Raw genomic sequence first — 11,351 nt, 5'->3', positions numbered from 1 at the left:
CCCGACAACCCGGACCGGCCGGCGGCGGCGCGGGCCAGCCCCCGCTCGTGCCGTCCGGCTGCCCCTGCTGCGGCCAGCCGGCGGCCGGTGGACCCGGCGGCTGCCCGGCGGCGGGGTTCGGCTGCGGGTGCGGCGGCTGGTTCACGGCAGGCTCCCGGCGGGATCATCGACCGCGGAATGCGGTACGGGGAGCCACAGGGTACGGCCCGCACCGCGACGGGCAGGCCCCCGGCAGAAGTGACGCGGACCCCAAAAGGCCTCGCGGCACCTCATGATCGACTCCAGATCCGCGATGTGGGGGCTGCCCACGTCACCCGGGCAGCCCCAGATCGCGAATCCAAAGTGGATCAGGCACGGATCGGGCCGGCATCGGCGGGGTGCCAGGCCGGCAGCGGGCCCGGTGGAGAGGGCTGCCGCGCCCGCCGCGGGCGTCGATTCAGCCGTCCGGGGGATGTTGCGGAAGATGCGTAACCCCGTCGTGGGGGCGTCGTTGAGTCTGATGTCGGAGCGCTGATCAGCGCGATGACGGGAGACGGCCGATGCCCTGTCGGTCGAGGGGTGGCGGCGGGGCATCGTGCATAGAGGGGCCGGGCGTGTGAGGGGTGCGTCCGGCCCTTCCCCCTGCCCGCGCTCCGGTCATTCCCGCCCGACCGCGCCCACCGCGCAGCAGCCGGGCTGTCACCTCGCCCGCAAGCGCCCACGCGCACCCGCAGGCCAGGACCTCGGGCAACGGCATCCACCGCACGCCCACCGGGCCGGGACCGCACGCAACAGCATGCACGCGCGCCTACCGGGCCGGGAGGTCACCCAACGGCGTCCATCAGCCGGGGCCGCACCCGCAGGCGCCCGCATCGCACGCCCGTCCGGCGCGGCCTCGACTGCAGGCGCCCTTCCTGGACACCCCGGCTACGGGCGCGAACCCGCTCCGCGGCGCCCACGCTTGCGACGAGCAATCCGCGACGACACGCGACGACACCGCCGCCGGCAGCCAGGCTGCGGTCAGGCGACCGGCTGGGCGACATTCTGCCGGACCCACTCCACGATGGACTGGGTGGTGGCACCCGGCGTGAAGATCTTGGCCACGCCGAGCCGCTCCAGCTCGGGGATGTCGGCGTCCGGGATGATGCCGCCGCCGAAGACGACGATGTCCCGGGCGTCCCGCTCCGCGAGCAGTTCCAGTACCCGCTTGAAGAGCGTCATGTGCGCCCCGGAGAGCACGGAGAGGCCGACCGCGTCGGCGTCCTCCTGGATGGCGGTCTCCACGATCTGCTCCGGGGTCTGGTGCAGGCCGGTGTAGATGACCTCCATGCCGGCGTCGCGCAGGGCGCGCGCGACCACCTTCGCGCCCCGGTCGTGGCCGTCCAGGCCGGGCTTCGCGACGACGACCCGGATACGAGAGCTCATCAGCGCACACCTTTCACCGGCTCCGCGGCTATCACCTGAACGAACGGTAACCCGCCCGCCCCGACGCCGGGAAGCCGGGCTGCACCCATAGCCTTCGACCGCACCGCCCGGAAGTCGGACGCCTCCGCCGAACGGTCACTGTGCGCGACGAACGGACGGTTAACGGGCCCCCCGTCCGGGGGCGCGAGCTATGACATCAGCGGACGGAAAGGGACAGAACGAAACCCCAATTCGGCGCTTCGGCTTGTGACTGGAGTGGCAGTTGGCTAACGTGACCACGGTTGTCATCAGGTCCATGGACGGGTGACGACGCGGCCAGCCGACGTTCACCCGAGTTTCCCGGGCGCCGGTCGACCGCATCGGAACCCCGACAACGGAGGGTGTGCGTGCGCCAGCGCCTGTCGTCTGAGCCCGATAGATATCGCGGCCGCCGCCGCGTACCCACCCCCCCGCGGAGCCGTTACGCGGCGGTCGTCACCACCGCCTTCGTCGGGGCCGGCATCGTCGCCCTCGGCGCGAACGCCCTGCCGGACGCCAAGAGCGTCAGCCCGTCGGTCCTCGACGAGCTCAAGCAGGCCTCGATCACCAGCCAGGACGCGGCGGCCCGCGCCGACGCCGCCGACCGCGCCACCCGGGACAGCCGGGTCGCCAAGGCCGGGACCGAGCAGGACGTCTGGCTGCTCCCCCTGCAGGGCTACGACTTCAACTCGCCGTACGGCATGCGCTGGGGCAAGCTGCACACAGGCGTCGACCTGGTCGCTCCGGAGGGCACCCCGTACGTCGCGATCCACTCCGGCACCGTCACCAAGGCCGGTTGGTTCGGCGGGTACGGCTACGCCGTGATCGTCCAGCACCCGGACGGCAGCGAGGCCATCTACGGCCACTCCTCCGCCGTGAGCGTCCAGGAGGGCCAGCAGGTCAAGGCCGGCGACCAGCTCGGTCTGGTCGGCAACACGGGGCACTCCTACGGCTCGCACCTGCACCTGGAGATCCATGTCAACGGGCAGCCGCTGGACCCGGTGCCGTGGCTCGAGGACCGCGGAGTGGACATCAAGCTGCAAGTCGAGGCAATCTACAGCGAGGTAGCGGCGTCCTGACGCTGGGTACCGCCCGCTTGCCGCCCGGATCATTGGATCCGGGCGGTTTCGTTGACGCGAAGTCTGCCGGGTCACAGCGACAACTGTGAGCGGAGACACAGCTAAGCATGATCGTTTTCCGGGTCAGATCACCCAGCTGAGGCGAAACCGGGCGTGGGCCGTCAGCAGCCCCGGCCGTCCCACCGGAGCCCCTACCCGGCGCGGACCGGGCCGACACCAGTATTTCGAGGTCAAGTGCCCCTCGACTGTGAGGTCCGCCGTGCAGGAAGACAGCTCCGTCCAGAACGAGAACACCCACGACGTTCCCCGGCACCGGGCGCGCAGGCGGCCGGGCCGGCGCAGCACGTACTTCGTGGTCGGCGCGGTGGCGCTGATCGGCCTCGGCCTCGGCGGCGTCTCCGTCGCCACCGCCGACCACGGCACACCGACCCCCGCCGCCGTCGACTTCGACGCCCAGGCCCGCGCCGAGGCCGCCGCCCGCGCGACCGCTCCGTCCGGGAGTCGACCGCCCCGGTCACCCCGTCCGCGACCGCGGCCAGCCCGTCGCCGAGCCCCTCCACGGCCAGCCCGACGCCGACGAAGAAGGCGGCCACCGCCAAGCCGACGCCGAAGAAGACCGCCAAGCCGAAGCCCTCCTGGGTCATCCCGATGAAGGGCGCCGCGATCACCTCCTGCTACGGGCAGCGGTGGGGCACCCTGCACGCCGGCATCGACTTCGCGATGCCCGCGGGCACCCCGATCCACGCCGCGGCGGCGGGCACCGTGGTCAAGGCCGGCGACGTCGGCGACGGGTACGGCAACTCGGTCTTCATCGACCACGGCAACGGCTACCTGACCCACTACGCCCACCAGAGCCGCATCGCGGTCAGCGTGGGCGAGAAGGTCAGCGCCGGCGAGGTGATCGGCTACGAGGGCGCCACCGGCGACGCCACCGGCCCGCACCTGCACTTCGAGGTGCACAAGGGCGCGATGTGGAACCAGATCGACCCGGCGCCGTTCCTGCGCGCGCGGGGCATCGACGTGGCCTGCTGACGGTCGCGGAGCACGACGAGGGACCCGGTCCGGCGGTTCGCCGGCCCGGGCCCTTCGTGGTCGCTCAGAGCTTGTCGATCGGGGCGTGCCGCAGGACCAGCCACATGGTCTGGTCGCCGAAGTCGATCTGCGCCCGGGCACCCGGGCCGTGCCCCTCCACGGCGAGCACCCGCCCCAGGCCGTAGCGCTGGTGGTTGACCCGGTCGCCGGCCGCCACCTTCGGCCCCTGGGGCAGCTCGCTGGCAGTGGCCAGCCGGCTGCCGTCCACGCCGAGCCGCTTCGCCAGTTGCGCCGCCTTGGGGGTGCCGCCGGTGAAGCCGCCCCGTCCGCCGGGCGCGCGGTCCGCCCGGCCGCCGACGCCGCCGCCTCCGCCGGCCCACGAGGTGTACGACCCCTCGGTGCGCTCCCACCGGACCAGATCCGGCGGCAACTCCTCCAGGAACCGCGACGGCGGGTTGTAGGCCGGCTGCCCCCAGGCCGAGCGGGTGACCGAACGGGACAGGTAGAGCCGCTGCCGGGCCCGGGTGATGCCCACGTACGCGAGCCGGCGCTCCTCCTCCAGCTCCCGGGTGTCGCCGAGCGAGCGCAGGTGCGGGAAGACGCCGTCCTCCAGGCCGGTCAGGAAGACCACCGGGAACTCCAGGCCCTTCGCGGTGTGCAGGGTCATCAGGGTGACCACGCCCTGGTGGTCCGGGTCGTCGGAGGGGATCTGGTCGGCGTCGGCGACCAGCGCCACCTGCTCCAGGAAGCCGGCCAGGGTGGCCCGTTCCCCCTCCTCGCCCAGCGCCTCGATCCGCTCGGTGTACTCCCGGGCGACGCTGACCAGCTCCTGGAGGTTGTCCACCCGGCCGGCGTCCTGCGGGTCGAGGCTCTCCTCCAGCTCGGTCAGGTAACCCGAGCGGGTCAGCAGCGCCTCCAGCACCTCCTCCGGGGTGCCGGTCTCGGCCAGCTGCCGGGCGCCGTCGAGCAGCGCGACGAAGTCGGCGATCCCGTTGGCCGCCCGGGTGGAGATGCCCGGCGCGTCCTTGGCCCGGCGCAGCGCCGCCCCGAAGGAGATCCGGTCCCGGCTGGAGAGCGCCTCCACGCACGCCTCGGCCCGGTCGCCGATGCCCCGGCGCGGGGTGTTGAGGATCCGGCGCAGGCTGACCGTGTCGTCGTCGTTGACCACCGCGCGCAGGTAGGCCAGCGCGTCGCGGACCTCCTTGCGCTCGTAGAAGCGCACCCCGCCGACGACCTTGTACGGCAGGCCGACCCGGATGAACACCTCCTCGAAGACCCGGGACTGGGCGTTGGTGCGGTAGAAGACCGCGACGTCGCCGGGGCGGGTCTCGCCGTCGTCGACGAGCCGGTCGATCTCCCGGGCCACCCAGTCCGCCTCGGCGTGCTCGGTGTCGGCGACGTACGCCACGATCTGCTCGCCGGCCCCGGCGTCGCTCCAGAGCCGCTTGGGCTTGCGGGAGGTGTTCCGGTCGATCACCGCGTTGGCGGCGTTGAGGATGGTCTGGGTGGAGCGGTAGTTCTGCTCCAGCAGGAGGGTCCGGGCGTCGGTGAAGTCCCGCTCGAACTCGAGGATGTTGCGGATGGTCGCGCCCCGGAACGCGTAGATCGACTGGTCGGCGTCGCCGACCACGCAGAGCTCGGCCGGCTCGATCCCCTCGGTGCCGGAGACCAGCTCCTTGATCAGCACGTACTGGGCGTGGTTGGTGTCCTGGTACTCGTCGACGAGGACGTGCCGGAACCGGCGTCGGTAGCTCTCCGCGACGTGCGGATGCGACTGGAGCAGGTGCACCGTCGTCATGATCAGGTCGTCGAAGTCCAGCGCGTGCGCCTCGCGCAGCCGCCGCTGGTAGAGCGTGTACGCCTCGGCCAGCGCCCGCTCGTTGGGCCCCTTGGCCCGGCTGGCGAACGCCTCCGGGTCGACCAGCTCGTTCTTGAGGTTGGACACCTGGGCGGCGAGCCGCGCGCCGGGTAGCGCTTCGGGTCGAGGTCGAGCTCCCGGGCCACCATCTGCATCAGCCGGCGCGAGTCGTCCGCGTCGTAGATCGAGAACGTCGACTTCAGCCCGGCGTGCTCGTGCTCGGCCCGCAGGATCCGGACGCAGGCGGAGTGAAAGGTCGACACCCACATCAACCGGGCCCGCGGCCCGACCAGGGCGGCCACCCGCTCCTTCATCTCGCCGGCGGCCTTGTTGGTGAAGGTGATCGCGATGATCTCGCCCGGGTGCACGTCCCGCGCGGCGAGCAGGTACGCGATCCGGTTGGTCAGCACCCGGGTCTTGCCGGAACCGGCGCCGGCCACGATCAGCAGGGGCGAACCCGCGTGCGTGACGGCGTCGCGCTGGGGACCGTTCAGCCCGGCGAGGAGGGCCTGCGGGTCCAGCCGGGCGGCCGACGGCTCCCGGTCGCGGCGCGGCGACAGACCGGCCTTCATTCGGTCCGGAGCGCCGCCTAGCGGCGCGGAGGCCGAATCATGGCCGCCAGCCGAGCTGGAGTCGTCGTAGGACCCGGGCCGGTGCGGCGGGGTCGGCTCCGGCGCGGGCGGGGACGCGGGAATGTCGAAGAGAGGATGCATCGCACGGCGAGTCTATGCCGCCGGACGGACACTTCCCGCCCGAGCACGCCCCGACGAGACGAAGCCGTCACCGGGGACGGAAACGCACCCCGTCCCACCTGTTGGCGGGAATCCTTGCGCACCCCGGCCACCGCTCGGCATACTCGACGACGTGTTCGGTCAGCGCTTCTACTTTTACTACGGCACCGGGAGTCCGGCAGCCGTAGGTCGCGCCTGATCACAAGACCTGCGAAAGCCCCGGGCTCGGAGAGCCCGGGGCTTTTTCGTCCCGGGATCCGGGCACCGGGCCCGACACCCGAGGGGTACGACGATGATGACTGACGTGGCGGAGCAGAGCGGCAGCCTGGCGAAGAACCACGACGGGGCCGACACTGGTGCGACGGCGGCCGCGACCGCCCGGACCGGCACCGGCGATTCGGCGGCCGCCGAGCGGATCGTGGCGATCCGGGAGCGGATCGACGAGATCGACCGGACGATCATCGCGCTGTGGCAGGAGCGGGCCGCCCTCTCCCAGGAGGTGGGGGCCACTCGGCTCGCCTCGGGCGGCACCCGCCTGGTGCTCTCCCGGGAGCGGGAGATCCTGGAGCGGTTCCGGCAGGCGCTGGGTGCGGACGGGACGCAGCTCGCGCTGCTGCTGCTTCGCGCCGGCCGCGGCCCGCTGTGAGGAGGGGCGGCCCGGCACGCCCCAGGCCGGGCCTGGCGCGGTATCGGCGCGAGGGGCTGCTGGCGGCGGCCCTGCTCGGCGTCGCGCTGCTCGCCCTGACCGGCGTCACGCTGCTCGACCGCGACGACCACACCTCGACCGCGGAACCGACCGCGCCGCCGGCATCGGCCACCACCGCCGTGGCGCCCCGCGTGCCGGCCGTGCCGCTCTCCGTCGCGTCCACCACGCCGACGCTGCGCACCGTCGCGTCCGCCAGCCCGGCCAGCCCGACACCGAGCCCTCGCGCTACCTCCCGTAGGCCGAGCCCCACTCCACCCGCTGACCCGATCGCCGGCATGCGCCAGTCAATCCAGGAGCAGGTGGAAGCCGGTTGGTTGAACCCGGATGCCGCAAAGGACCTGCACACCAAGGTGGACGCGATCGCGAAGGAGATCGCCGAGAGCGACCCAGACCAGGCCGAGAAGCAGCTCAAAAAGCTGCGCGACAAGCTCGGCGAACTGCGACGCGACGGCAAGCTCACCGCCGACGGCTACGACGCCCTGACCGCCGACACCGACCGGATCGCCGCCGACCTGCGCTAAAGACGTCGAGGTAGCCCGCCGCCGAGCGGATGACGGAGCCAGCAAAGCTCGTCTTCCTCAGCGCACTCTCCGCGAGCTGCGGCGTAGCCGACTGACGAGGCGCCCATCGGCAGCACGGACGCCCACTCGACCCGAGCCTCCACGCCGTCGACCAGGGCGACCTTCGACTCGTAATGCCAAAGTCCCCCTGCATTCGTTGAGCCTGGTCTTCGCCCGGGGCCCGATCCCTCTACCCGACGATGGCGGGGGAGGGACGCGTATGAGCGGCGCTCGCGGTCCGGACGGAACAGGAGGGGGTAAGCCCGGCCTGGCAGTGGGATACGTCGCCGGGTGGGCCTGTGCTGCGGCGGCCTGTCGCCGACATGCTGGCCGCGCCGATCGACTCAGTGCCCGAGGGCCCGAACCTGGTCTACGAACCGCGCCGCGGCCGGCGAATCGCCTTCGTACAACCCTGGAGCAACTCGCATCGGCTCCCTGCACGGCGCCCCGTCTACAGCAAGCTGGGCGGTGTCTTGGAGCCGGACGGCGGTTTAGCGACGCAGTACGACGGGGCACACCGCCCTCCATGTCCACACTTTGATCAACCGTACGGGTGTTGGCTTCTGCTGGGGACGATGTCCTGCTACGGCGGTGCCATAGATTGCTACCTCTGTGCCCGCCTCAAGCGGTGAGATGGGCATCGACGTCCAAAGGGAATCGAAGAATGGCGCAGGATCTCACCCCGCCCCCGCCGCCGGACCAGTCGGCGTCCGCTAATCAGCCCGTCGAAGGTGAACCGTCCCTGGCGCCGGCCGCAACGCGACCGGTCCGCGAATGGATCGTGCTGGCTGCGGGCATCGCGGCCGTCATTGGCTCGTTCATGCCCTGGGCGAAGGTCACTGCGCCGATCTTGGGCAGTGTGTCGTTGTCCGGTACGGACGGAAAGGACGGCTGGATCGTTGTTGTACTCGGCCTCGTGGTGGCTGCCTACGGCGGGTTGAGTCTGCGGCGCCAGAGCGTGCCCATCGTCGCGCCGATCTTCGCTGGCCTCGCCGCCCTCGCATTGTTCGGAATCGGGGTGTGGAAGATTGTGGATCTGCAGGCGACAGAGGCGCAGATGCGGGAGCGCATGTCCAGTGAGGATGACCCGCTGGGAATCGGCAAGGCAATCAGCGCCGCCACTCAGGTGAGCGTCGGTGCCGGGCTTTGGCTGCTCACGCTCGCTGGACTGTTGGGCGCCGCCGCCGTGGGGCTGATCATGGTCAGCCGCTACCGCGCCGTCAGAAGATGATGTGGCAGTTGGAGCCGAGGGAGAGGCCCGGGTCACTCACCAAGTTCAACCGGGGCCGGAGCGGCCGCTCCGGCCCCGGGTCTTGTGCCAGTGCTTGGCTCGCGATTAGGCCGCCGGCAACCTCAGTGAACGCCGCGGCGTACGTTTCGTAGCGGTCCTGGTCGTGGATCGTGAGCTGTGCCCAACACACACGGTCATCGCGGCATGTTGCCGGCCGGTGATCGTGCGCTTCGTGGCGCTGTTTGTTGTCGGTGACGGTGCCGGCTGAACTCGCTGCTGCGCCGTTCTGGTCGGCCGTCAGCCAGGTGTCGCCCCCAGCCGTACCGCCGAGGCGTACGCGTCGACGAGGCCGCTTCCCTTGTCGACTGCGGTGGTGTAGGGCCCGACGGTCTGGTAGGCCGCGCTGTCCGTGAACTTGTCCGCCGTGGCCTTGAGCGCGTCCTCGACCTGGGCCGGGGTCGCGTTCGGTGCGACCTGGAACAGTTGGGTGACGATGCCCACGACATGCGGGGTTGCCATCGAGGTACCGCTGATCGTGTTGAACGTGCCGACGTCCAGCGGCCCGGGGCCGTTGCGCGGGTCCAGACCGGTCGAGCAGATCAGCAGGTATGGCCGGCAGGCCGAGGTGATGTTCGATCCGGGTGCCGAGACGTCCGGGTAGGTCTCCGGGCGCCCCGCCGCCCCGCGGCTGGAAAACGTCGACACGCTACCGTCGCGGGTGCCGGTGCCGAGGTCGTCGTAGGAGGCGACCATGAGGATGCCCGGAGTGGGGTCCTGACCCGGAGGGTTGGTGGCGCTGTTGTCCGGGCCGTCGTTGCCGGCCGCCCAGACGGTGACGACACCCTCGGCGGCCAGCGCCCGTTGCAACTTGGTGGTCGCCGAGTTCGGATCGAACGCCCCACCGCCAGTGGGGCCGTACGAGTTGTTGCTCACCTTGATCGGTGGGCAGCCCGCGCACGGGTTCAGGTGATGCTCGAGCACCCAGTTCAGCGCGCTGTCCGCGCCGAAGATGCTCAGACCGACAGGCTGATCAGCGTGGCGTCAGGGGCAGCGCCGTGCAGCTGGGTGCCGTCGGTGAGCGTCGTGTCCCGCCCGGCGACGATCCCCGCGACGTGCGTGCCGTGCCCGCCGGCCGACAGCGTGTCGGTGTCGTTGGCCGCGGTCAGGTCGAGGAAGCACGAGTCGTTGGGGAGCGGGAGCGGCAGACCCAGGTCGGTGAGGGGGCCGCAGATGTTCTTCAGATTGAGCTTCACTGCGCTGGTGCCGTCCGCGTTGCGGGAGAACGGGTGCGTGCCGTCCACGCCCGTGTCGATGATCGCCGCCGACACACCGCGGCCGTCGACCGGCCGTCCCTGTCCGTCGCGCAGCTCAGCGCGCGCCTGCTCGCCTCGGGTGGCGACGTTCGAGGTCGACAGGTGCAGCCGCAGCGGCTGGTCACCTTCGACGTACGTGACACCGGCATGACCGCGAACGGCCCCGATCTGCTCGGCGGTGCCGCGCGCAACCGCGACGCCGATCTTGTTCCAGGTGGTGATGAGTGTGAGGCCGGTGTCGGCGGCCGCCTGCCGGGCGGCGCCGATGCTCGTACCGTGCACAAACACCGGGATCGTGCCGGAGGCTGTCGTCAGTGTCCGCGCCAGGGAACTGGATATCGGGGCGAGTGGGTTGCTCGCCTGCGCCGGCGCGACCGGCGCGACGAGCGCGGCGGTAAGGACGCCGGCGATCAGGACGGGGGTGGTTCGAGGCATGAGGCCTCCTCTGGGAGCGTGTGGCGCCTATCTATGGCCGATATCGGCGATCACCAAACTTTCGCAACACGGATACGTCCTGAGGGCGCGATTGCGTACGGAGCCACCCGCTCGCACTGCAGCCGTCAGGTGTGCCGATCGACGCAGGCCCATTGATGATCGTCGCACTGCCGCAACCCGTCGACCGGCAGGGGCAGTATCGGTTCGACGTACACCGCGAGTCGGTCAGGTCCGAGGGGTACCGCCGCTCACGCTCCATCCTCCACGAGATGGCCCACATGCTCCTCGAACACGAGCTTGGTCGGGCCGCCAATGGTCCGTGTCGGTGCTCATCGAGGCGCGTGCCCAGAAGCAACGGCGAACTTCAAATGTTTGTAGTTCTCGACGTAGACGAACCGCTTGCCGTCGGGTGAAAAGCTCGGGTGATCCGCCTCCTCGCCGTCGACGATCCTCGTCTTCTGCCCGGTACCGACGTCGACCGACCAGACCCCGGCTTCGTTCTCCGGCGACCCGACGGCAGCGATCACCGACCGGCCGTCCGGCGACACCGCCAAATCGGCGATGCCCGGAATCTCCGTAAGAAACCTGGCCGAGGCCGATTTCCCATCCCACTCGGTCAGGTACCAGGTGAAGTCCTCCAGATCCACTCCGCCACGCATCGGCAACTTGCCGAGGGAGTCGGGTGCGGTCATGAAGAACAGCCGGTCACCCACGGTTGCCGGCGACCGCACCAGCACCACGGACTCGCAACCCGAATCACCGCCACTGATATTGAAGGTCTTCCCGTCGACCGTCACCGGAGAGGGGAATTCCGACGCCTTGCCGTCAGCGAGCGGCTGGATTCCCACGCCGCACTTCCGGGGCACCTCCACATACCCCCTGCCGCAATGCCGCGTAGCCTAAGTTGATCATGGAGTTTGGTGGCTGAGCTTGTAGAGCCGGATCGTGGCGGGTCTGTCGTGGCGGACGCCGCCTGGTTCGTCG

8 protein-coding genes and 2 pseudogenes are annotated in these 11,351 nt (G+C 70.9%); 5 read left to right on the top strand and 5 right to left on the bottom strand.

Annotation, left to right across the window (positions count from 1 at the left end):
• Positions 1–999: 999 nt before the first annotated feature.
• Positions 1,000–1,404 (bottom strand): cobalamin B12-binding domain-containing protein, encoded by a 405-nt coding sequence (locus JNW87_RS26715; protein ID WP_109803463.1) that lies wholly within the window; start codon positions 1,402–1,404, stop codon positions 1,000–1,002.
• Positions 1,405–1,790: 386 nt separating this feature from the next.
• Between JNW87_RS26715 and JNW87_RS26710 the strand changes: the two genes are divergently transcribed.
• Positions 1,791–2,501 (top strand): M23 family metallopeptidase, encoded by a 711-nt coding sequence (locus JNW87_RS26710; protein ID WP_109803462.1) that lies wholly within the window; start codon positions 1,791–1,793, stop codon positions 2,499–2,501.
• A gap of 259 nt (positions 2,502–2,760) precedes the next feature.
• Positions 2,761–3,533: pseudogene (locus tag JNW87_RS26705) on the top strand (M23 family metallopeptidase).
• Between the two features lie 64 nt (positions 3,534–3,597).
• Here the strand turns inward: JNW87_RS26705 and pcrA are convergent.
• Positions 3,598–6,104, bottom strand: a pseudogene (gene pcrA, locus JNW87_RS39790) (DNA helicase PcrA).
• Positions 6,105–6,414: 310 nt separating this feature from the next.
• Between pcrA and JNW87_RS26685 the strand changes: the two are divergent.
• The 3 genes from JNW87_RS26685 (at position 6,415) to JNW87_RS26675 (ending at position 8,619) form a co-directional block, all read left to right on the top strand.
• Entirely contained in the window at positions 6,415–6,768 is a 354-nt protein-coding gene (locus JNW87_RS26685) for a chorismate mutase (RefSeq protein ID WP_109803459.1), read from the top strand.
• On the top strand, positions 6,765–7,349 hold the full coding sequence (locus JNW87_RS26680; RefSeq protein ID WP_238454640.1) for a hypothetical protein: 585 nt from the start codon (positions 6,765–6,767) through the stop codon (positions 7,347–7,349). The genes JNW87_RS26685 and JNW87_RS26680 overlap by 4 nt, the downstream gene beginning before the upstream one ends.
• A gap of 703 nt (positions 7,350–8,052) precedes the next feature.
• Positions 8,053–8,619, top strand: coding sequence for a hypothetical protein (locus JNW87_RS26675; RefSeq protein WP_238454639.1), 567 nt, complete (start codon positions 8,053–8,055; stop codon positions 8,617–8,619).
• 297 nt (positions 8,620–8,916) lie between these two features.
• On the opposite strand, the gene JNW87_RS39785 is transcribed toward JNW87_RS26675, so the two are convergent.
• The 3 genes from JNW87_RS39785 to JNW87_RS26665 all read right to left on the bottom strand — a co-directional run bounded on the left by JNW87_RS39785 (position 8,917) and on the right by JNW87_RS26665 (position 11,215).
• Positions 8,917–9,600: a S8 family serine peptidase gene (locus JNW87_RS39785; RefSeq protein WP_309234055.1), complete on the bottom strand. Its 684-nt coding sequence runs from the start codon at positions 9,598–9,600 to the stop codon at positions 8,917–8,919.
• A 32-nt stretch (positions 9,601–9,632) separates the two neighbouring features.
• Positions 9,633–10,367 carry a S8 family serine peptidase gene (locus tag JNW87_RS39780; protein WP_255544378.1) on the bottom strand — a complete coding sequence of 245 codons (735 nt, stop codon included), beginning with the start codon at positions 10,365–10,367 and terminating at the stop codon, positions 9,633–9,635.
• Between the two features lie 329 nt (positions 10,368–10,696).
• The gene (locus JNW87_RS26665) at positions 10,697–11,215 is read right to left on the bottom strand and encodes a hypothetical protein (protein ID WP_238454638.1); all 519 of its coding nucleotides are present in this window, start codon (positions 11,213–11,215) and stop codon (positions 10,697–10,699) included.
• Positions 11,216–11,351: the final 136 nt, after the last annotated feature.

Source organism: Micromonospora sp. ATA51 (assembly GCF_016802855.1).
Taxonomy (GTDB): Bacteria; Actinomycetota; Actinomycetes; order Mycobacteriales; family Micromonosporaceae; genus Micromonospora; species Micromonospora sicca.
Note: the sequence above shows the minus strand (reverse complement) of the source record. Positions and strands in the feature narration are given on the sequence as shown.

What these genes read in the sequence shown, in the direction of transcription:
- JNW87_RS26715 (WP_109803463.1), bottom strand. Translation starts at nt 1,404, where the DNA reads ATGAGCTCTCGTATCCGGGTCGTCGTCGCGAAGCCCGGCCTGGACGGC.
- JNW87_RS26685 (WP_109803459.1), top strand. Translation starts at nt 6,415, where the DNA reads ATGATGACTGACGTGGCGGAGCAGAGCGGCAGCCTGGCGAAGAACCAC.
- JNW87_RS26675 (WP_238454639.1), top strand. Translation starts at nt 8,053, where the DNA reads ATGGCGCAGGATCTCACCCCGCCCCCGCCGCCGGACCAGTCGGCGTCC.
- JNW87_RS39780 (WP_255544378.1), bottom strand. Translation starts at nt 10,367, where the DNA reads ATGCCTCGAACCACCCCCGTCCTGATCGCCGGCGTCCTTACCGCCGCG.